Genomic DNA, 21339 nt, shown 5'->3' with positions numbered 1-21339 from the left:
CCCCGCCATCGAGGCGGCGCTGCGTCCGGTGCTGGACATCATGCAGACCGTGCCGCCCTGGGTCTATCTGATCCCGGCGGTGATGATCTTCAGCCTCGGGCGGGTGCCGGCGATCATCGCCACCATCGTCTACGGCATCCCGCCGATGCTGCGGCTGACCACGCTGGCCTTTCGCGGCGTGCCCAAGGATCTCAAGGAACTGGGCCAGGCCATCGGCGCCAAGCCCCGCACCATCCTGTGGAAGATCGAGTTTCCGGCGGCCACGCCCACGCTGCTGGTCGGCCTGAACCAGTGCATCCTGCTGTCGCTGGCCATGGTGGTGCTGGCGGGCCTGGTCGGCGCCGGCGGCCTGGGGGCCGAGGTCACGCGCGGCCTGACCCGCATGGAAATGGGCCTCGGCCTGCGCGCCGGCCTCGCCATCGTCGCCGTCGCCCTGCTGCTCGACAGGGTGTCGCGCTCTGCTTTGCAGCGCCCGGCAGGCAGATCGCACGCATGAAAGATCGGGCGGCTTCCGCCCGATCATCCTGCCTGATCTCGCGCGGAGCGTCTTTGTTCGCGCGAGGGCTTTTCAGGCAGCGAGCACGCCGCGCCGTTCAAGGCTCTCATAGCCCTGTACCGTCTGGTCCAGCGAGATGATGGTGGCGTTCGCGACATGATCGTGCGGGTTCGCCTGCATCACTCGCTTTCTCCTTCAAGTGAAACCGCTTCAGGAAAACGACGCAACCGGCGGACCGAACAGGCTCTCGTCGGGGGTGATGCCGAGGCCCGGACCCCTGGGCAGGTCGATATGGCCGCCCGTGATGCGGATGCCGTTTTCTTCGTCGTAGTGCCGCGAGATATAGGGTTGGGCGATCCAGACCCCCTCGTTCAGCCGGGGCTGGACGGTGGCGCCGATATGGGTGCAGGCGGCGGCGATGATGTCGCCGCCCCAGGCGTCGTCGCAGGTATGGGGCAGGGCGCGCGCCTCGCAGATGTCGCGGAACGCCGTCATGGGTTGCAAGCCGCCGATGCGCGTCAGCTTCATGCCAAACCCGTCGCAGAGCCCCTGGCCGGCGGCGCGGATCACGGTGGACAGATCCTCGCCGCTTTCGTCCAGGTAAATGCCGTGCTGGACGCGGCCGCGAATGGCCGCGATCTCCTCCAGCGTGTTGCAGGGCTGTTCCAGCACGAAGGGGATCTCGGGGCATTCACGGCTGAGCCGCAGCACGTCGCGGGCGGGCAGGCTGCGGTTGCCGTCCACCGCCAGCCGCGTGCCGGTGCCGCGGACACGCTCCCAGACCTTTCGGATGGTCTCGATGTCGATCTCCACCGGCCGGCCGCCGATCTTGGTCTGTAGGCGCGGGAAGCCCTCGGCGACCTTCTCGGCGGCGATGCGGGCGATCTCGTCCGGATCGCCGATGCCGGTCGCGTAATAGGAGGGCACGCGCTCGGCCGCGACGCCGCCCAGCAGGTCCGCTACCCGCACCCCGTAATGCTTGCCCATCAGGTCATGGGCGGCGATATCGATGGCCGCCTTGGCGTAGTTGTGCCCGCAGAGCAGCCCGTCCATCCGGCGGCGCAGGATCAGCGGTTGCAGCGGGTCCGCGCCGATCAGGCCCGGCGCCATCTCGGCCAGGGCGGCGCGGGCGCCAAGCGCATGGCTGGGCGCATAGGTCGGGCCGACCGGGCAGGTCTCGCCCCAGCCCACCAACCCGCTGTCGGCGACGATCTTGACCAGCGTGCTCTGCAAGGACCAGACCGTCGAGCTGGCGATGGTATAGGGCCCGTCCTTGACCGGCAGATCATGGGCGTGGATGTGGATCTCGGCAATCTTCATGGCCTGTCCCTGTCATATTGCTTGAGCGATGCGTTTCAGGGGACCGATGGCCCCCTGGGATCGTCACAGGTCGATGGTGACGTCGCCGATGGGCCGCGAGCAGCAGGCCAGGATATAGCCCGCCTCGACATCCTCGTCGGTGATGCCGCCATTGTGGACCATGTGGACCTGGCCCGAGAGCTTGAGGACCTGGCAGGTGCCGCAGATGCCCATGCCGCAGCCCGAGGGGATCGGGATGCCCGCCGCCCGCGCCGTGGCCAGGATGGTCTCGGTCTCGGCGCAGCGGGCGGTCTTGCCCGAGGCGGCGAAGCTGACCTCGGCCAGCGCGTCCTCTTGCGGCACCACGTCCTCGGGCACCGTTTCGGCCTCGGCCGGCGGGCCGCCGAAGCTTTCCTGGTGATAGCGGGCCATGTCGTAGCCCAGCCCGTGCAGGATGTCGCGCACCGCCTGCATGAAGGGCTCCGGGCCGCAGCAATAGACGTCGCGTTCCAGGTAGTCGGGCGCGATCAGGCCCAGCATCAGCTGGTTGAACATGCCGCGATAGCCGGTCCAGGGCCGATAGGGGTCGGGTTCCTCGACGATCCATTTCAGGTCGATGCCGGCGACGCGCGTCGCCATATGCTCCAGCCGCTCGCGGAAGATGATCTCGGAGGGGCGGCGGGCGCAGTTGACGAAGACGATGTCGGGATCGCGCCCGGAATCGTAAAGGAAGGTCGTCATCGACATCATCGGCGTGATGCCCGAGCCGGCCGAGATGAACAGGTATTTCTCGGCCGGATCCTGCATCATCGAGAACTTGCCGGCGGGGCCGCGGGCGCGGATGCGCATCCCGGGCCGCAGGTGGTCGAACATCCAGCGCGTGCCGATCGAATCCTTCTGCGCCTTGACCGTCACCGTCAGCGAGGTCGGCCGCGAGGGCGAGGATGAGATCGTGTAGGTGCGGTGCAGCGCCCCGCCGGGCAGCGGCAGTTCCAGGGTCAGGAACTGCCCCGGCTCATAGCTGAACAGCGCGCCGGAGGGGCAGCGAAAGCAGAAGGTCATCACATCCGGCGCCTCGCGCAGGAACGATACGCATTCCAGCTCTTCGGCGTCGGTCCAGAAGGCCAGCGCCGGCTTGGTCAGGACATCCATCGTCACTCGGCCGCCATGCGGCTGGGGGCGGTGGCGCGTTCCATCCATTCGGCATACCAGTCGATGAACTGGATCACGCCGCTTTCCCAGTCGGGCGAATAGGGACCGGGAACATAGGCGGGCGAGAAGATGCCTTCCTGGTTGGTCTCGACGATCTCGCGATCCTCGTCATTGGTGGCGATCCAGACCTCGGTCAGGCGTTGAAGGTCGTAATCCACCCCTTCGACCGCGTCCTTGTGCACCAGCCAGGTGGTCGTCACCTCGGTCTCGGTCGGGCTGATCGGGGTGACGCGGAAGGTCAGCGAATGGTCGGGCAGGAAATGGTTCCAGGTCGAGGGATAATGGAAGACCAGCAGCGAACCGGCATCGGGCTTGGCGACGCGGCCCAGCTGGCGCGCCACCGCTGCCTTGCCGTCCATCGTATAGCTGACGGCAGTTTCCTGCAGCGGCATCCGCGCCAGCCGGAACTGGCCGTCGCCGCCCAGCAGGAACTGCGCCGGGGCGCCCGCGGCGGCGCAGGCGTCGAAATGCTTCTGCAACCGGTCCGAGATCGAGCCATCCGCCGAGACGCCCGCCACCTCGGGGTCCAGCGGGAAGGACCGGCACAGCGCCGGATGGTTGCCGCTGCAATGATAGCATTCGCGGTTGTTTTCCCACACGAGCTTCCAGTTGCCCTTCTCGATGATCGAGGAGCTGTAGGCGACCTTGGCGTCCTGAAGGTCATGGACCGCCAGATAAGGCTCGGCCTGGCGGGCGAAATCCTCGAAATCCGGGGGGTTGTCCGACAGGCAGATATAGATCAGCCCCTTGAGATTGCGCAGCGCCACCCCGCGCAGCCCGTGCTGGGTCGGGTCGAAATCGGGGCCCATGCTGTTGGCCCAGATCAGCTTGCCGTCCAGGTCGTAGGTCCATTGGTGATAGGGGCAGACCAGCTTGGCCACCTGGCCTTCGCGCTGCTTGCAGACGATCGAGCCGCGATGCCGGCAGGAATTGTGGAAGGCGCGGATTTCCCCGTCGCGGCCCTTGACGATGACGATGTTATAGGCGCCGACCCGCAGGGTCGCGTAGCTGCCCGCCTTGACCAGTTGGCAGGCCGGGATGGCATAGAGCCATTCCCTGTAGAAGATGTTTTCCAGGTCGAGCTGGTAGATCTCGGGCGAGGTGTAAAAGGGTTGCTCCAGCGCATGGCCGGCAACCCGGCGGGCGAGCAACTCGTGGATGTTCGGTGAGGTGGCGGTCATTGTCGGCTTCCTGCGATGGCGTTGAATCCTGCCTGCGACAATCGGCTGCATGCGGCATCTTGACAACGGCATAAAAATTCATCTTGGCTTATCTGAAGTAAGTCAAGATGTCGGGAATCCATGCCGCGGCCCTATGATTTCTCCTCGATGACCGCACTGATCTGTTTCGAAGCTGCGGCCCGCAACGCCGGCTTCAAGGCGGCCGCGCAGGAGCTGAACGTCACCCCCGCCGCGATCAGCCATCAGATCAAGGCGCTGGAACGGGATCTGGGCTGCGCGGTGTTCCTGCGCCGGCATCGCGGCGTCGAGCTGACCGAGAAGGGCGCCTTTCTGCTGGTCGCCGTGCAACGTGGGTTCGAGACGATTTCCGACACCGTCAGCCGGCTGCGCGACCGGCCCGATGCGGTCGACGTGACCATCCGCACGACCACGGCGGTCAGCGCGCTGTGGCTGACCCCGAAGATCACCGCGTTCTGGAAGATCCATCCCGGCATCACCGTTTCACAGATCGTCAGCGATGTGCCAGGCTCGGCCGGTCGGCACGATATCGGTATCGGCTATGCCGTTCCCGGTGACGACGGTGGCGAATGGCGGGAGATCTTTCGCGACCGGATCCTGGCCTATGGCACGCCGAGCTTCGCCCGGGAGCACGGAATCGCAGGGGTCGGGGATCTGCTGCGGGCTCCGCTTATCCATATGAATGACGACAATGCCTGGACAAGCTGGGCCGACTGGTTCCGGGAACTCGGCCATCCGCCGCCTTTCGGGCGCAGCCTGTTCGTCAATAACCACATGATCGCCTTGCAGGCGGCCGAGGACGATGTCGGCGCGGTTCTGGGGTGGGAGGGGCTGATGGCCCGCATCCTGCAAGGTGGGCGTCTCGTTAGTCTGGTGCCCGAGAGCATCCCTTCGCCCGCAGCCTTCTCCCTCAGGCTCAGTCCGCGCGCTTCGGCCAGGGCCAGACTGTTTGCGGATTGGCTGGTGCAGGGATAGGCGCAGCGGCCTTATAGCTGGCGATAGACCCGTGCCGTATCCTCCTCGAAATGCCGCAGCTCGTCTTGCCGGCGGGCCTCGGACCAGCCGAGGCTGGCGGCGGCGATGCGCGACAGTTCCTCGGCCCGGCCCCGGCCCAGGTCGGGCTCCAGACCATCCGGAAGGCGGCGGCGGATCAGGTCAGAGAGCCGCACCACATGTTCGCGGGCGGCCATCTGGCCGATGCCGTCGTCATGGGTTTCCGGGGCCGGAATGGCGCCGGTGGGTTCTGATCCCCGCTTGCCAAGCCGCTTTTCGATCGCCCGCGCCACCTTCCGCGCCGCGTGGCGATGCAGCATGATGGTCGAGCCGGTGACCGCCAGCAGGCCGGGCATCGCGGGATCCTCGGCCACCTCGACCGGCAGGCTGGTGGTCCGGCCGTCGCGCGACGAGGTCGGCCGCACCCCGCACCAGCAATGCAGCACATCCGCGCGCGTCAGGTGCAGGTCAGGGAACAGGTGGTTGGCCTCGGCCAGGATATAGTCGATCTCGCCGTCCTCGACGCGGATGTCGTCGGGATTGGCGGTGACTTCGGTCTCGGTCGGGCCGATGAAATGGAAATCGCGCCAGGGAAAGACATAATAGGGCTCGCCCTTGCGGGAAAAGGCTTCCAGCCCCTGGCTGCGGAATGTCTCGGGCAGGCGCACCATGACGTTGACGCCCTTGATGCCGATCACCCGGCGCTTGCCCGAGCCGCCGCCCGGCACCCGGTCGATCCAGGGGCCGGCGGCGTTCACCACCATGCGGGCGCGGACCTGCGCCCGGCCCTGCATGTCGGGGGCGCGTTCGTCCAGCGCGACCAGCCAGCCCTCGCCCTCGCGCGTGATCGCGGTGACTTCGGCATAGGTGCGGAGGGTGGCGCCGCGCCGCTCGGCATCCAGCGCGGTATCGACGCAGATGCGCTCGGGCCAGGCATACATGTATTCATCGAAGACCCCGACGCCGCGCAGGGGTCTGCCCAGCGCCGCCGCCATGGCGCTTTCGGCGGCGGCTTTCGCAGGCGAGAGCCGGCGATAGGACAAGGGCACCCGCCAGCCGTCCAGCGCCTCGATCAGCCGGAAGCCGAGATCGACCAGCAAGGGCGGATAGCGGTCGCCCTTGCGGAAGGGGTAATGGAAGCGGTGTTTTGTCAGATGGCCGGGCATGTCGCGCACCAGTTCGGCCCGGCAGCGCATGACGTCGCGGGTATAAAGCAGCCGCCGGATCATGTCGGCCGGCCGGAAGGGCATCTGCCACAGCGGATAGCGCGCGGCGAGATAGCCGAGCCCGGAATAGAGCATGCGGCTGGAGCGCGACGAGGTGCCGGCGCCGATATCGCCGCGGTCGACCAGCAGGGTGCGAAAGCCGCGCCCGGCCAGTTGCCGGGCGCTGGCGCAACCCACTCCGCCGGCGCCGATGACGATCACGTCGTAATCCGTCCCGTCGAGGCTGGTAAGGGCAGGGCGGATCATGCCGGACCCTTCGCCATGCGCCGCGCCTTGTCGGTCGCCGCCTCCAGTGCGGCCACGACGGCGCGGCTGAAGCCCGCCGCCTCGGCGGCGTCCAGTCCCGCAGCGGTGGTGCCGCGATAGTCGCGATAGGCGGCGACCATGGCGGGCGCCTCGCTGATCCGGCCCTCCAGCAGCCGCGCGCCGCCGATGACGGCCGCCTCGGCCGCGCGCCAGGCGATGGCCTCGGAAACGCCCTGCGCCTGAATGAAGCCGGCCATCGCCACGGCCATCAGTGCCGGATAGGCGGCGCCCGAGCCGGGCAGGGCGGTCATCAGGTCGATCTCGGCCTCGCTCGCCAGCTCGTCGGTGGTGCCGATGGCGGAAAGCAGCAGCCGCACCGTGTCGCGGTCGGCCTCGGTCACGCCATCCGCCGCCCAGAAAGGCGAATAGGAGGCGCCGATCTCGGCGGCGGCATTCGGCATGACCCGCACGATCCGCCCGCCGCAACCGGCAAGCGTGGCGGCGTCGATCCCGGCCATGAAGGACAGGACCAGCCGCCCCTCGGCCCGCAGCGTCAGCCCCGGCCAGTCCTCGGGACGCACCGAGACCACGACCACGTCGCTTTGCGCCACGAGGTCCGCCGCATCCCGCGCCCAGGCCATGCCGGCATGGCCGTGATAATCGGGACGCGGCCCGCTGCGGTTCAAGAGCAGCAGGTCCTCCGGCCGGAGGATCTGGCGCGACAGGAGCCCCGCACCGAGCGCCGAGCCCAGCCAGCCGGTGGCGCCGATGATGCCCACACGCATCAGCGCGCGCCCTGCTGGCCGGTATAGGCGTCGATGGCGGCCTGGAAGGGCAGATGGCCGAGGGTGCGGCCGTCCGGAGCCTCGACCCGCAGCGACTGGAGCCGCAGGACGGCCATCTTCTGCAAGGCATCGGCAACGCGCGCCTCGGGGTCGATCGCCGCTTCCGGCGGTGCCTCGGCGCCAGAGGGTTCGACCATGATCGAGGCGACCTTCAGCACCTTGCCGCGGTCGACATGCTGGACGAAGTTCGCCACATAGTCGTCGGCCGGGCGCAGCACGATGTCCTGCGCCGAACCCTGCTGGATCACGCAGCCGTCGCGCAACAGCGCGATGCGGTCGCCGATGCGCAGCGCCTCGTCGAGGTCGTGGGTGATGAAGACGATGGTCTTCCTGACCTCCTTTTGCAGGTCCAGCAGCACCGTCTGCATATCGTAGCGGATCAGCGGGTCGAGCGCCGAATAGGCCTCGTCCATCAGCAGGATCGGCGCGTCGTTGACCAGTGCGCGCGCCAGGCCGACGCGCTGCTGCATGCCGCCCGAGAGCTGGCTGGGATAGCTTTTCTCGAAGCCCTTGAGGCCCACCCGCTCGATCCAGCGCATGGCGGTGCGGTAGCGTTCGGCCTCGGGCACGCCCTGCACCTCGAGCCCGTAGGCGGCGTTGTCGAGCACGGTGCGATGCGGCAGCAGCGCGAATTTCTGGAACACCATCGCGGTCTTGTGGCGGCGGAAGGCGCGCAGCGCCTCGGGCGGCATCGCGACCACGTTCTGCCCTTCGATGATGATCTCGCCCGCGGTGGGCTCGATCAGCCGGTTGATGTGGCGGATCAGCGTCGACTTGCCCGAGCCGGACAGGCCCATGATGACCTGGATGCTGCCCGGCGCGATGGAGATGTTGATGTCGCGCAGGCCCAGCACATGGCCGTGGCGGGCCTGCAACTCCGCCTTGGTCATGCCGGCGCGCACCGCTTCGACATGCGCCGCGGGATTCGGGCCGAAGATCTTGTAGAGATTGCGGATCTCGATGCCGATCGGATCAGCCATGGCCCACCTCGCGATGTTTTTGCAGCCGCTTGCCCCAGGCCTGGCTGATGCGGTCGAACAGGATGGCGATGCCGACGATGGCGAAGCCGTTGAACACGCCCAGGGTGAAATACTGGTTGTTGATGGCGCGCAGCACCGGCTGGCCCAGCCCCTGCACCCCGATCATCGAGGCGATCACCACCATGGCCAGCGCCATCATGATGGTCTGGTTGATGCCGGCCATGATGGTCGGCAGCGCCAGCGGCAGTTCGGCCTTGATCAGCTTCTGCCAGGCCGAGGAGCCGAAGGCGTCGGCCGCCTCCAGCACCTCGCGGTCGACCTGGCGGATGCCCAGGTTGGTCAGCCGGATCATCGGCGGCAGGGCATAGATCACCACCGCGATCAGGCCGGGCACCTTGCCGATGCCCAGCAGCATCACCACGGGGATCAGGTAGACGAAGCTCGGCATGGTCTGCATCACGTCGAGGATCGGGTTCAGCACCGCCTGGAAGCGGTCCGAGCGCGACATCAGGATGCCCAGCGGCAGGCCGATCACGATGGAAAGCAGCGTGGCCGCGAAGATCATCGAGACGGTCTTCATCGTGTCGTCCCACATGCCGAACAGGCCGATCAGCACCAGGGTCAGCACCGAGCCGATGACCACACGCCAGTTGCGGCTTGCGCCCCAGGCCAGACCGGCGACCACCAGCAGGATGATCGGCCAGGGCGTGTTGAGCAGCAGCCGCTCGGACCAGATCAGCAGGGTCTGCAAGGGGCTGAAGAAGCCCTCGATCATGTCGCCGTAGCTGCGGGTGAAGTTGCGGAAACCTTCGTCGATGACCTTCTTGAGGTCACGAAGATAGCCGTCGTCTAGCTGGGGAAAGGAGGTTAACCATGCCATGGTGATCTCGTCCGCGCTGGTTCGGAAAGGAAAGGGCAGGCGACAGGAGGCCGCCCGCCGGAGAAGCCAGGCCTAGAGCGCGGCCTTGATGCGTTCCGCCGCCTCGGGCGTGACCCATTGGGTCCAGGTCTCCTCGTTCTCGCGCAGGAATTCCCGCGCCCCGTCCTCGCCCGTGGCCTGGTTGTCGGTCATCCAGGCCATCAGCTTGTTGACGGTGTCGTTGCTCCAGCTGCGTTTCGACAGATAATCGATGACACCGGGATCGGCCGCATCGGCGAATTTCTTCGACACCAGCGTGAAGACGTTGTCGACCGGGAAGGCGTTCGCCTTGGGGTCGGGGCAATCCGCGACCGAGGTGCAGCGCTTCCACTCCTCGGTGTCGTGTGGCATGCCGAAATCGACGGCGACCATGTCGTATTTGCCCAGAAGCGAGGTCGGCTCCCAATAGAAGCCCAGCCAGGGTGCCTGCTGCTCATAGGCGCGGGCGATCGAGCCGTCCAGCCCGGCGGCCGAGCCGGTATCGACCAGAGTGAAGCCGTGCCCCTCGATGTCCAGGGCTTTGGCGAGCTGGGTGGTCACCACCGTGCCGCCCCAGCCCTGCGGCCCGTTGAACACCGCGCCCTTCGAGGGGTCCTCGGGGGCCGGGAACAGCTCGGGATGGGCCAGGATCTCCTCGATCTTGTTCAGGTCCGGATGATCGTCCAGCATGTAGCGCGGGATGAACCAGCCCTGCTGGCCGCCATCCGACAGCGAGCGGCTGAGCGAGACGATCTTCTCGTCCTTCAGCCCGGCATCGACGATCTCGGGCATCAGGTCCACCCAGGCCTCGGGGACGATCTCGGGCTGGCCCTTTTCCACCAGCGAGGTGATGGAGGGCACGGTGTCGCCGGCGACGATCTCGGCATTGCAGCCATAGCCCTCGTTCAGGATGAACTGGTCCAGATTGGCCAGCACCTCGGCGCTTTGCCAGTTCATGCTGGCGATGGTCAGGCTGCCGCAATCCGCCGAGGCGGTTCCGGCCAGCGCCATGAAGGGCAGGGCGAAGGCGGTGCCAAGAAGATAGGATCGTTTCATGGTTTTGTTTCCCTGTCGCGACATTGATCATGGCGGCCCGGCCTGTCGCGCAAGACCGGGCGCCTCTCTTGGGTCAGGATGGCTCTCCTGCCGGCTGCCGCCCCGCCATCGGGCCGCGGGCGGCGGCCGGCAGGGCAATTGCTGTTCGGAACCGGGACCCCGCCGCCCTTTCGCAAGCGGCGGCACCGGGGCCGGCTGCCGGGTGCGGCAGCGCGCGGGCGCATCGGGGTCCTGTCGAAACGGGTTCGGGCAATGGGATGTCTGCCTTGAAGGGGATCGGCCGGCGGCCGCGTGCCACCGATACGCCATCTTCCCAGCCGGGCCGGCCCCCGGATGCGACGATAGCGGCATGTCGTGCGACAATATCGTCAGCGGCGCCGGCCCCGGCAGGGCCGGAAAGGGGGGCAGGCGGGCCGCCGGCCGCCGCGATGCCGCCCTGGACCCTCATGACGCCGGCCGCGAAGCCGGGACGAGGCGCGCCTGGAAACGGGCGATCTCGCGCGGCTCGGGACGCTGGCCGGTGTAGATCTCGACATAGGTCGGGATGCGGGCCAGCCGGGTTTCCAGCGCCTCTTGCGCGCGCATCGAGATATAGCCGATCTGCGTCAGATAGATGGTGCGGGCGCGGATATCTGCCTCCTGCTCCGGGAGGCCCCAGCGCATCAGCATCTCGCGCAGCGCCGAGAGCCGCGTCTCGTCTGCCGCCCGGGTCCGTTCGGTCACCTTGCGGTCCTGCAAGGCCCAGCTGCGCACCGCGAATTCCAGCCGCGAATCGAAGGCATCGGACAGGAAGCAGGCCAGCACGTTCAGCATCGCCTCGGCCCGGCTCTCGGCATATTCCTGCGTCGCGGCGACGAAGGGTCGGGTGGTGCGCGCCTCCCAGCCGTCGATCAGCGCGGTCAGCAGCGCCTCGCGATCCTCGAAGAACCAGTAGAAGCTGGTGCGCGACAGGTTCAGCTGCCGGGCCAGCGGCAGGATCTTCACCGCGTCGATGCCGCTGTCGATCAGCGCCTGGTAGCCGGCCTCCAGCCAGCCCTCGCGCGATCCGCGCCAACCTGTCTCGGGAGCAGTTTGGTTTTCCATGGCTTTTGCATAGCCGCCGCGGCGATTCGCCTCAAGCAAAATGTCCATGAATGCATACTAAAGGATCATGCATGATTTTTTCATTGACACATGTGAACATTTCTTTCCTTCTTAAGCGCAGCGACTCCCACCGTCACAGGCAGATCCATGTCGAACGACCCTCTCTTGCAGCCTTATCGGCTGAAGCACCTGACGCTTCGCAACCGCATCATGATCACCAGCCACGAGCCGGCCTATCCCGAGGACGGCATGCCCAAGGACCGCTACCGCGCCTATCACGTCGAGCGGGCGAGGGCCGGCGTGGCGCTGACCATGACCGCCGGCTCGGCCTCGGTCTCGCGCGACAGCCCGCCGGTATTCAACAACATCCTGGCCTGGAAGGACGAGGTGGTCGGCTGGATGAAGCGGCTGACCGACGAATGCCACGACCATGGCTGCGCGGTGATGATCCAGCTGACCCATCTGGGCCGGCGCACCCGCTGGGACAAGGCCGACTGGCTGCCCGTCGTCTCGCCCAGCCACGAGCGCGAGGCGGCGCATCGTTCCTTTCCCAAGAAGATGGAGGATTGGGACATCGAGCGCATCATCGGCGACTATGTCGATGCGGCCGAGCGCATGAAGGCGGCGGGGCTGGACGGGCTTGAGATCCAGGCCTACGGCCATCTGATGGATCAGTTCTGGTCGCCACTGACCAACGACCTGGACGGGCCCTATGGCGGCAGCCTGGACAACCGGCTGCGCTTCACCTTCGACGTGCTGCGCGGTATCCGTGAACGCTGCGGCGAGGATTTCATCCTGGGCGTGCGCTATACCGGCGACGAGGACCTGCCGGGCGGGCTGACGGCCGAGGACGGGCTGGCGATCTCGCAAAAGCTCAAGGACAGCGGGCTGGTCGACTTCCTGAACGTGGTCAAGGGCCATATCGACACCGATGCCGGCCTGACCGACGTGATCCCGGTGCAGGGGATGAGGAACGCCCCGCATCTGGACTTCGCCGGGCAGATCCGCAAGGCCACCGGCTTCCCCACCTTCCACGCCGCCAAGATCCCGGACGTGCCGACCGCGCGTCATGCCATCGCCGCGGGGCTGCTGGACATGGTCGGCATGACCCGCGCCCACATGGCCGACCCGCATCTGGTCCGCAAGGTTATCGAGGGGCGCGAGGACGATATCCGCCCCTGCGTCGGCGCCAATTACTGTCTCGACCGCATCTACCAGGGCGGCATGGCCTTCTGCCTGCACAATGCCGCCACCGGGCGCGAAGAGACCATGCCGCAGACCATCCCCGTCGCTGAAACGAAAAAGCGCATCACCATCGTCGGCGCCGGTCCCGCCGGCATGGAGGCCGCCCGCGTCGCCGCCGAGCGCGGGCACGAGGTGACGGTCTTCGAGGCCGCCGACCAGCCCGGCGGCCAGATCCGCCTGACCGCCCTGGACGAGCGGCGCCGCGAGATGATCTCGATCATCGCCTGGCGCATGGCGCAATGCGAGAAGCTGGGCGTGCAGTTCCGCTTCAACACCTTCGCCGAGATGGGCGACGTCCTGGCCACCGATCCCGACGAGGTGATCGTCGCCACTGGCGGCCTGCCGCATGTCGAGGTGCTGGAGCAGGGCAACGAGCTGGTCGCCTCCGCCTGGGACATCCTGTCGGGCGACGTGAAGCCGGGCCGCAACGTGCTGATCTTCGACGATGCCGGAGACCACGCGGCGTTGCAGGCCGCCGACCTGATCTCGGCCACGGGTGCCGCGGTCGAGATCGTCACCCCCGACCGCAGCTTCTCGCCCGAGGTCATGGCGATGAACCTGGTGCCCTATATGCGCAACCTGCAAAAGCGCGACACGACCTTCACTGTCACCTGGCGTCTCCGCTCGGTCGCGCGCGAGGGCAACCAGTTGCGCGCCACGCTGGGCAGCGATTACGGCGCCTTCACCCGCGAGCGCATCGTGGATCAGGTGGTGGTCAACCACGGCACGCGGCCGCTGGACGAGCTCTATTTCGAACTGAAGCCGCTATCGTCCAATCTGGGCGAAGTGGATTATGATGCGCTGATCGCCGGCAATGCGCAGGCGGTGCGCAAGAACCCCGAGGGCCGCTTCCGCCTCTACCGCATCGGAGACGCCGTCGCGGCCCGCAACACCCATGCCGCGATCTATGACGCGTTGCGGCTGGTCAAGGATCTGTGAGGCTGTCGGCGCGCGGAGCGATCCGCGCGCTTGCCGGAACCGGGAGGTAAACCGAAATGTCGCGACCCCAAGCCCTACAAGATTTCCTCGATGTCGCCTTACCCACCATGCGGGCACGCGCGCTTGACGGCAATTCGCCGGCCTCGCTTCAGGGCATTTCCGAGGCCATCCTCTCGGTGGGGCGCCAAGGGGCGGCGCCGGCCAGCCTGCCCGTGGTCGAGGCTTGGCTCGACACCGCTCTGGCCCGTCCCATGGAATACCAGGATCTTTCCGATCTTTTGCTGGCGATGCAGCGGCTGGCGCCATTGCTTCCGTGGCGAAAGCGGACCGGCGATGCGACCGCCAGCGCCAGTTTCGCCGAGAGCCATGCCAATGCCATGCTTCTGGGGCCGGGCGGCATCGAGGAACGTCGTGACATCTGGATCGATCTCAGCCTGCTTGCGCCGCAGACCCGCTATCCCGACCACCAGCACGCGCCCGAGGAAACCTATCTGGTCCTGTCGCCAGGCAGCTTCCGCAAGTCCGGCCGCGACTGGTTCCAGCCCGGCATCGGCGGCAGCTTCTTCGTGCCGCCAAATGCGGTTCATGCCATGCGATCCGGCAATGAGCCGCTTTTCGCGCTCTGGGCGCTCCGGGTCTGACGGATCGACAGCAGCAGGAAGATCAATCCCATGAAGGTTCTCGTGCCAGTGAAGCGGGTGATCGACTACAACGTGAAGGCGCGCGTGAAGAGCGACGGGTTTGGAAGGGCACGGCCTTCGGCGGCGCCCGCGGCCGTACTGACGTGCCGCAGATCGTCGACTGGTACATGAACGGCAAGATCGAGATCGACCCGATGATCACCCACACCCTGACGCTGGACGAGATCAACAAGGGCTTCGACCTAATGCATGCGGGCGAATCCATCCGCTCGGTGGTGCTTTACTGAAGGAAGCGGTGCGGCGGCGACTGTCCCGACCTGTCGCATCGGCTTCATTCCCTTCGGAGGCGAGAGGCAATCTTGGTTCGTCGTTACTATGATCTTCCGTCCCTCAGCGCGCTGGCCGTGTTCGAAGCGGCGGCCAGGCATTCGAGCTTCAAGCTCGCGGCACAAGAGTTGAACGTGACACCGGGCGCGGTCAGCCGTCAGATCAAGTCCGTCGAAATGGAACTGGGCGCGCCGCTTTTTCTGAGAAACGGCAAGGGAGTCGTGCTGACCGGGGCGGGAGAGGAGCTGTTCCACGTCCTGGCCAGCGGCTTTTCCCGCGCATCCGAGGTCGTTCGCTCGATCAAGGAAGGCGAGGCTTCCAACATCGTCGCAATCGCATGCAGCGATGTCTTTGCGACCATGTGGCTGATCCCTCGGATGCCGGATTTCTGGACCCGGCATCCCAAGGTGTTCGTGGATCACGTCATCTGGGAGAACGCCAGAAACTATCGCAGGAGCGACGTCGAGCTGCGGGTGCGATACGGTCTCGGCCCATGGGCCGATGAAACGTCGGAACTGCTGTTTGACGACTGGATCTATCCGGTATGCAGCCCGGCCTTCGCGCGGCAGCACGAGGGGGCCGGGATCGCCGATCTGGTGGACTTGCCGCTGCTCAGCGTGGAATGGGTCGAGCCGGACTGGCTGGGCTGGGACGAGGTCCTGTTGCGCGGCGGGGTCAGGGCAGGGGCCCTGAGGGGGCGACGGTTCGGAAAGTTCAGCATCGCCCTTCAGGCCGCCATGGCAGACCAGGGGCTGGTGATCGGATGGCACCGGCTGGTCGGCCCGCTCATTGAGCAGGGTTCCCTGGTTCGTTTCACCGATCTGGTCATCCCGGCACCCGGGGGCTACCACCTGACCTGGAACAGCACGCGCAAGCTGTCGGATACCGCCATGATCATGCGCGACTGGATACGGGAACAGGCCCGGCGGGTGCGCGAACCCCCCCGCCCTGTGGGAAGCCTCCCTCCGCCTTGAGTTGCCACGGGATCCCGATCGGATTGGCAGAGGTTCCGCGGCCCTCGGTTGACTTCAGCTCAACTCGATTTGGAAATTTTCGTGCGTTGCCCCGAATCCGAACTCGCTTCTTGATGGAGGGGTGATCGTTCCACAGCCGCCGGGGCCGGGATCGATCCGACGGAACCAGGGAAACTGCGATGACATCAGACGATACAATTCCGACACGAATGACCGGCGCCTTGCTGACCGGGCATGGCGGATTCGAAAAGCTGGAAATCCGCGACGACGTGCCGGTCCCGGTGCCCGGGCCAGGCGAGGTGCTGATCAAGGTCGCCGCCGCCGGCATCAACAATACCGACATCAACACCCGGATCGGCTGGTATTCCAAGGGCGTCACCGGCGCGACCTCGGATGGCGGGGCCGAAGGCTATGAAACGACGAATGACAACGATGCCAGCTGGTCCGGCATCGCCCTGACGTTCCCGCGCATCCAGGGCGCCGATTGCTGCGGACGTATCGTCGCGGTCGGCGAGGGGGTCAGTCCCGACCGCATCGGCGAGCGGGTGCTGGTCCGCAACATGCTGCGTTCCTATGTCGGCTATCGCCCCTGGGAATGCTGGACCTTCGGGTCGGAATGCGACGGTGCCTTCGCGCAATATGCCAAAGCCCCCGCGCGCGAGACCTACAAGGTCGATTGCGACTGGAGCGATGTCGAACTGGCCTCGGTGCCCTGCGCCTATTCGACCGCCGAAGGCATGGTCCACCGCGCGCGGGTCGGCAAGGGCGAGCATGTGCTGATCACCGGCGCCTCGGGCGGGGTCGGCTCGGCAGCGATCCAGTTGGCCCGACGCAGGGGCGCACGGGTGTCCGCCATCGCGGGAAAGAGTAAGGCCGATCACATGACCGAGCTTGGTGCGGACCATGTAATTCCGCGCGGCGACAGGCTGGCGGATCATATCGAGCCGCAATCGGTCGATGTCGTTCTTGATGTGGTGGCCGGCCCGGCTTTTCCCGAGCTTCTCCAAGTGCTGAAGCGCGGCGGGCGCTATGCGGTGGCCGGCGCCATCGCCGGGCCGATCGTCGAGTTGGACGTGCGGACGCTGTACCTCAAGGACCTGACCTTCTTCGGCTGCACCTTCCAGGAAGACGAGGTCTTCGAGAACCTGATTTCCTATATCGAACGCGGCGAGATCCGACCGAATGTCGCCGGAACCTGGCCCCTGGAGCAGATCGTGGAAGCCCAGAAGGAATTCCTGTCCAAGAACGCCGGCGGCAAGCTGGTGCTGACCATCCCCCAATAAGGCGGCATTCATGTCCGAACTTGCAATCGACAAAATCGACGTGTTCCAGGTCGAACTGCCTTATTCGGGCGGGGTCTACACGCTGTCGGGTGGCCGCGAATATCGCAGCTTCGACGCGACCATCGTCCGCATCACGACCGACAACGGCCTGGAAGGGTGGGGCGAAAGCACGCCCTTCGGCTCGACCTATATCGCCTCGCATGCCTTCGGGGTCCGGGCCGGCATCGCCGAGATCGCGCCGCATCTGCTGGGGCGGGATCCGCGGCGGGTGGACCGGATCAACGAGGTGATGGACCAGGCGCTGCTGGGGCATGAACATGCCAAGACCGCGCTGGACGTGGCCTGCTGGGACATCTTCGGCAAATCCGTCGGAATGCCGGTCTGCGACCTGCTGGGCGGCCGCACCGATGCGCGGATGCCGGTGATCTCCTCGATTTACATGGGCGACCCCGAGGACATGCGCCGCCGCGTGGCCGAGCATCGGGCGCGGGGCTATATCGGCCATTCGGTCAAGATCGGCGGCGACCCGGCAGAGGATGCAGCCCGCATTGCCGCATCGCTGGCCGACAAGCGGCCGGGCGAGTTCTTCATTGTGGACGCGAATGGCGGGATGAGTGTCGAGACAGCCCTGCGCATGCTGCGCTTGCTGCCGCACGGGCTGGATTTCGTCCTGGAGGCGCCATGCGCGACCTGGCGCGAATGCCTGTCCCTGCGCCGCCGCACCGACGTGCCGATCATCTTCGACGAGTTGGCGCAAAGCGACGCCTCGATCGTCCAGCTGATCGCCGACGATGCCGCCGAAGGCATTGGGCTGAAGATCTCGAAGAACGGCGGGCTGACCCGTGGGCGGCGGCACCGCGATATCTGCCTGGCCGCCGGCTATACGGTCAGCGTGCAGGAAACCACCGGCTCGGACATCGCCTTCGCGGCCATCGTGCACCTTGGCCAGACGGTGCCCGAGCGGCAGCTGCGATGCCTGCTGGAATGCCGCGACATGGTTTCGCTGAAGACGGCGGATGGGGAGTTTCGTGTCGAGGCGGGGCATGTCCGTGCCCCGGATGTGCCGGGCCTGGGCGTGACCCCGCGCCTCGATGTACTGGGCGAGCCTGTCGCTTCTTACAAGCGGTAATGGCCCGCGACCGCCAGATAATCGCGACAAACCGTCGGGCGAGCGTTGGGCGGCAACTTCATGCGGAAAATCAACTTGACAGAATCGCCTTCGCGCAGAAAATTTCGTAGTATAAATATCGTATACGAATTTGCGCAAAGACTGATCCATCGCGCATGTGAAATGCTCGATCACCTGGAACTGGGTCAGGAGAGAAGAACGCGGCACCCTGTCCCGATCAAAGCCGCACACAGGGAGAAAGAACATGCACAGACTACTCGCTTCCACCGTCCTGGCCGCCGGCATCTTCGGCGGGGCAGGGTCGGTCGCCGCGCAGGATTGCGGCAACGTGACCCTTGCGCTGCATAACGTCCAAAGCGCCGAACTGCTGACCTATGTCGACAAGTTCATCCTCGAAAAAGGCTATGGCTGTAGCGTCGAGACCATTCCCGGGGACACGGTTCCCTCGACCACATCCATGATCGAGAAAGGCTCGCCCGACGTTTCCTCGGAAACCTGGGTGGACCTTCTGCCCGAGATCGTTCCGCAGGGGCTCGAGGACGGCAAGATCGTCTATGGCGCGCCGGCGCTGCCCGATGGCGGCATTCAGGGCTGGTGGATTCCCAAATACCTGGCCGATGCGCATCCCGACATCAAGACGGTCGAGGATGCCCTAGCGCATCCCGAGCTTTTCCCCGACCCGGAAAACCCCGACAAGGGCGTGATCTTCAACGGCGCCGAGGGCTGGGGGGCGACGGTGGTGACCGGGCAATTGTTCAAGGCCTACCAGGCCGAAAGCAAGGGTTTCAACCTGATGCGGCCGGGCTCGGCCGCGGGTCTGGACGGCGCAATCGCCCGGGCCTATGAGCGTCAGGAAGGCTTCATCACCTATTACTGGGCGCCGACCGCATTGCTGGGCCGGTATGATCTGGTCCTGCTTGAACCCAATGCCAAGCAGGATCCCGTCGAATGGCAAAGGTGCATCACCAAGCTGGATTGCCCCGATCCCAAGGTGACGGCATGGCCCGTCGACACGGTGATGACCGTGGTGACCGAGGATTTCGCCGACCGCATGGACCCGGCGATCACGGACTATTTCAATACCCGCGGCTGGAGCAATGACACCGTCGCCGGCCTGATGGCCTGGCAAGCCGAGAATCAGGCCATGGGAGAGGATGCGGCCGTGCATTTCCTTGAGGAAAACAAGGATATCTGGACGAAATGGGTTCCTGCCGAAGTCGCGGAAAAGGTTGAAGCCGCGCTTTGATCGCGACGGTTGCGTCATCGGCGGGCCGATAAACGAACCCTATGGCGTAGTGATCGGTATTTCCTGAACCCCATGGTGCGTCCGGTTACCGCTGGATCGGGCGAGCCTTTCTCTTTCCACCCGCAAGAAATCCACTCAGGAGCAGCAAACATGGCGTTCAAGCGAATGATCCATGCCGTCGATACGCATGCCGGAACGCCGATGCGGGTGATTACCGGCGGCGTTCCCCATATTCCGGGAAGCTCGGTCTATGAAAAGATGAAATGGCTGGAGGCCAATGACGACCAGTTGCGCAAGCTGATGCTGCGCGAGCCGCGCGGCTATCCGGCGCATTGCTGCAACATCATCGTGCCGCCCTCGCATCCGGAGGCCGATGCGGGCTATGTGATCATGGAGCAGATCGAATATCCGGTCATGTCCGGCGGGAACACCATCTCGGTCGTCACGGTGCTGCTGGAAATGGGCCTGCTGCCGATGAAGGAGCCGGTGACCGAACTGGTGCTGGAGGCGCCGGCCGGGCTGATCCGGGTCCGCGCCGAATGCCGGGGCGGCAAGGTGACCAGCGTGACGTTTCGCAATGTTCCGGCCTTCGCCGCCCATCTGGATGCCGAGATCGAGGTGCCGCATCTGGGCAAGGTCCGGGTCGATGTCGGCTGGGGCGGCATGTTCTATGCCATCGCCGATGTCAGGCAGTTCCCGGGTCTGGAACTGATCCCCGAGCATGGCCGCGAAATCGCCCGCATCTCGGCGATGATCCGGCAGGCGACGATCGAACAGCTGCCGGTCGAGCATCCCGATTATCCGGGCGTGGGCATCACCATCTCGCAATTGTCCGGGCCGACGGATGATGCGAACGCGGATTGGAAGAATGCCGTCACCATGGCCTCGGGGGATTTTTCCTGGGACAATCCCGCGACCTGGACCGGCGCGCTGGATCGTTGCCCCTGCGGCACCGGCACCTGCGCCAAGATGGCGGTGCTGCATGCCAAGGGCGAGTTGCCGCTGGACAGGACTTTCAGGCACCAGGGCATTCTCGGCAACGTCTATACCGGGCGGCTGGTTGAGGAAACGGAGATCGCGGGCCGTCGCGCCGTGGTGCCGGAAATCTCGGGGACCAGCTGGATCTATGGGTTGAACACCCTTGTGCTGGACCATCACGATCCGTTTGCCGAAGGTTTCACGGTGGGGGATACTTGGGCGTAGCGGCGCGGTCCTGCGGGGCCGCGGCCGGCCGCTTTGCCGGCTCTATTCCGCCCCGTAATCTTCACCGAAGAAGCTTTGCATGAAGGCGGGGCCGTCTGTGGTGACGAAGTCGCGGAACTCGCGCGCGGCCGGGCCSAGCGTCTTGCGGCGCGGATAGACCACGAACCAGTCGCGCAGCTGCGGCATGCCGTCGACGCTCAGCACGCTCAGCTTGCCCGCCTGCCGCTCCAGCGCGATGGTGTGGGCGGAGAGGAAGGCGAGCCCCATGTTCGCCATCACCGCCTGCTTGATGTTGGCGTTGCTGTCCATTTCCTGCGCCGGCGGCAGCGGCAGGCCGGCCTCGCGGAAGAAATGCTCGTGCACCATGCGGGTGCCCGAGCCGCTTTCGCGCACCAGGAAGCGGTGCATGACAAGATCGGCGCGGCGGATGCGGCGAAAGCGGGTCAGCGGATGCTCAGGGTTGCCGATCAGCACGTAAGGGTGTTTGGCGAACTGGTGGGCCGTGACCTCGATCCGCCGCGGCGGGCGGCCCATCAGCGCCAGGTCGGCCCGGTCCTCCTGCAGCTGGGCGATCACGCCGTCGCGGTTGGCGATGCTGATCTCGACCTGGGCCGCGGGGCGCTGGCGCAGGAATTGCTGCACCAGCTGCGGGCCGAAGTTCCGCGCCGTCGAGACCATCGCCACCCGCACCTGATTGTCCAGCCGGCCCTGCATCTGCTCGACGACATGCACCGCCTCGCGCAGGGTCTCGGCCAACCGCTCGGCATAGGGGACCAGTGCCGTGGCGGTCTGGGTCGGCTGGACGGAACGGCCGTCCTT

The 21339-nt window shown here is 66.1% G+C and carries 19 protein-coding genes and 1 pseudogene; 10 read left to right on the top strand and 10 right to left on the bottom strand.

Annotated elements, in window-relative coordinates; all coding sequences use genetic code 11:
• Positions 1–496, top strand: a 496-nt coding sequence (locus AQY21_RS22695; RefSeq protein ID WP_152988325.1) for an ABC transporter permease subunit, incomplete at its 5' end; no start/stop codon positions are given.
• Positions 497–706: 210 nt separating this feature from the next.
• On the opposite strand, the gene hpbD is transcribed toward AQY21_RS22695, so the two are convergent.
• The 3 genes from hpbD to AQY21_RS22680 form a co-directional block, all read right to left on the bottom strand.
• Positions 707–1816 (bottom strand): 4-hydroxyproline betaine 2-epimerase, encoded by a 1110-nt coding sequence (gene hpbD / locus AQY21_RS22690; protein ID WP_058099858.1) that lies wholly within the window; start codon positions 1814–1816, stop codon positions 707–709.
• Positions 1817–1879: 63 nt separating this feature from the next.
• Positions 1880–2947 carry a hybrid-cluster NAD(P)-dependent oxidoreductase gene (locus AQY21_RS22685; protein WP_058099857.1) on the bottom strand — a complete coding sequence of 356 codons (1068 nt, stop codon included), beginning with the start codon at positions 2945–2947 and terminating at the stop codon, positions 1880–1882.
• Positions 2948–2949: 2 nt separating this feature from the next.
• A complete protein-coding gene (locus AQY21_RS22680; RefSeq protein ID WP_058099856.1) occupies positions 2950–4188 on the bottom strand; it encodes an aromatic ring-hydroxylating dioxygenase subunit alpha in 1239 nt (412 codons plus the stop codon).
• A gap of 120 nt (positions 4189–4308) precedes the next feature.
• Between AQY21_RS22680 and AQY21_RS22675 the strand changes: the two genes are divergently transcribed.
• Positions 4309–5181 carry a LysR family transcriptional regulator gene (locus AQY21_RS22675; RefSeq protein WP_058099855.1) on the top strand — a complete coding sequence of 291 codons (873 nt, stop codon included), beginning with the start codon at positions 4309–4311 and terminating at the stop codon, positions 5179–5181.
• Positions 5182–5192: 11 nt separating this feature from the next.
• Here the strand turns inward: AQY21_RS22675 and AQY21_RS22670 are convergent, their stop codons facing one another.
• From AQY21_RS22670 to AQY21_RS22645, 6 genes are all read right to left on the bottom strand, one after another.
• Complete coding sequence (locus tag AQY21_RS22670) at positions 5193–6671, bottom strand: FAD-dependent oxidoreductase (protein ID WP_058099854.1); 1479 nt, start codon at positions 6669–6671, stop codon at positions 5193–5195.
• Positions 6668–7456, bottom strand: a complete 789-nt coding sequence (locus tag AQY21_RS22665) for a pyrroline-5-carboxylate reductase (protein ID WP_058099853.1) — start codon at positions 7454–7456, stop codon at positions 6668–6670. The genes AQY21_RS22670 and AQY21_RS22665 overlap by 4 nt, the downstream gene beginning before the upstream one ends.
• Complete coding sequence (locus tag AQY21_RS22660; RefSeq protein WP_058099852.1) at positions 7456–8496, bottom strand: glycine betaine/L-proline ABC transporter ATP-binding protein; 1041 nt, start codon at positions 8494–8496, stop codon at positions 7456–7458. Before AQY21_RS22660 ends, AQY21_RS22665 begins: the two co-directional genes overlap by 1 nt.
• Positions 8489–9376 (bottom strand): proline/glycine betaine ABC transporter permease, encoded by an 888-nt coding sequence (locus AQY21_RS22655; protein ID WP_058099851.1) that lies wholly within the window; start codon positions 9374–9376, stop codon positions 8489–8491. The genes AQY21_RS22660 and AQY21_RS22655 overlap by 8 nt, the downstream gene beginning before the upstream one ends.
• A 72-nt stretch (positions 9377–9448) precedes the next feature.
• The gene (locus AQY21_RS22650) at positions 9449–10450 is read right to left on the bottom strand and encodes an ABC transporter substrate-binding protein (protein WP_058099850.1); all 1002 of its coding nucleotides are present in this window, start codon (positions 10448–10450) and stop codon (positions 9449–9451) included.
• Between the two features lie 444 nt (positions 10451–10894).
• A complete protein-coding gene (locus AQY21_RS22645) occupies positions 10895–11533 on the bottom strand; it encodes a TetR/AcrR family transcriptional regulator (protein ID WP_058099859.1) in 639 nt (212 codons plus the stop codon).
• A gap of 147 nt (positions 11534–11680) precedes the next feature.
• Here AQY21_RS22645 and hpbA point away from each other — a divergent pair, with 147 nt between their 5' ends.
• The 8 genes and pseudogenes from hpbA (at position 11681) to AQY21_RS22610 (ending at position 20520) form a co-directional block, all read left to right on the top strand.
• Complete coding sequence (gene hpbA / locus AQY21_RS22640) at positions 11681–13717, top strand: N-methyl-L-proline N-demethylase HpbA (protein ID WP_058099849.1); 2037 nt, start codon at positions 11681–11683, stop codon at positions 13715–13717.
• Positions 13718–13773: 56 nt separating this feature from the next.
• Positions 13774–14358, top strand: coding sequence for a dimethylsulfonioproprionate lyase family protein (locus AQY21_RS22635; RefSeq protein ID WP_065169980.1), 585 nt, complete (start codon positions 13774–13776; stop codon positions 14356–14358).
• A gap of 95 nt (positions 14359–14453) precedes the next feature.
• Positions 14454–14645 (top strand): annotated as a pseudogene (locus tag AQY21_RS28150) (S-(hydroxymethyl)glutathione dehydrogenase); the annotation flags it as partial.
• A 72-nt stretch (positions 14646–14717) separates the two neighbouring features.
• Positions 14718–15659, top strand: a complete 942-nt coding sequence (locus tag AQY21_RS22630) for a LysR family transcriptional regulator (protein WP_058099847.1) — start codon at positions 14718–14720, stop codon at positions 15657–15659.
• 179 nt (positions 15660–15838) lie between these two features.
• Entirely contained in the window at positions 15839–16942 is a 1104-nt protein-coding gene (locus AQY21_RS22625; protein WP_058099846.1) for an alcohol dehydrogenase family protein, read from the top strand.
• 10 nt (positions 16943–16952) lie between these two features.
• Positions 16953–18071 (top strand): mandelate racemase/muconate lactonizing enzyme family protein, encoded by a 1119-nt coding sequence (locus AQY21_RS22620; RefSeq protein ID WP_058099845.1) that lies wholly within the window; start codon positions 16953–16955, stop codon positions 18069–18071.
• A 244-nt stretch (positions 18072–18315) separates the two neighbouring features.
• Entirely contained in the window at positions 18316–19317 is a 1002-nt protein-coding gene (locus AQY21_RS22615; protein ID WP_058099844.1) for a glycine betaine ABC transporter substrate-binding protein, read from the top strand.
• Positions 19318–19467: 150 nt separating this feature from the next.
• The gene (locus tag AQY21_RS22610; RefSeq protein WP_058099843.1) at positions 19468–20520 is read left to right on the top strand and encodes a proline racemase family protein; all 1053 of its coding nucleotides are present in this window, start codon (positions 19468–19470) and stop codon (positions 20518–20520) included.
• A gap of 42 nt (positions 20521–20562) precedes the next feature.
• On the opposite strand, the gene AQY21_RS22605 is transcribed toward AQY21_RS22610, so the two are convergent.
• A partial coding sequence (locus AQY21_RS22605) for a LysR substrate-binding domain-containing protein (RefSeq protein ID WP_058099842.1) occupies positions 20563–21339 on the bottom strand: 777 nt, incomplete at its 5' end.

Origin of the sequence: Paracoccus sp. MKU1 (assembly GCF_001447385.1) — a bacterium.
Lineage (GTDB): Bacteria > Pseudomonadota > Alphaproteobacteria > Rhodobacterales > Rhodobacteraceae > Paracoccus.
This window is presented reverse-complemented; position numbering and strand designations above follow the sequence as displayed.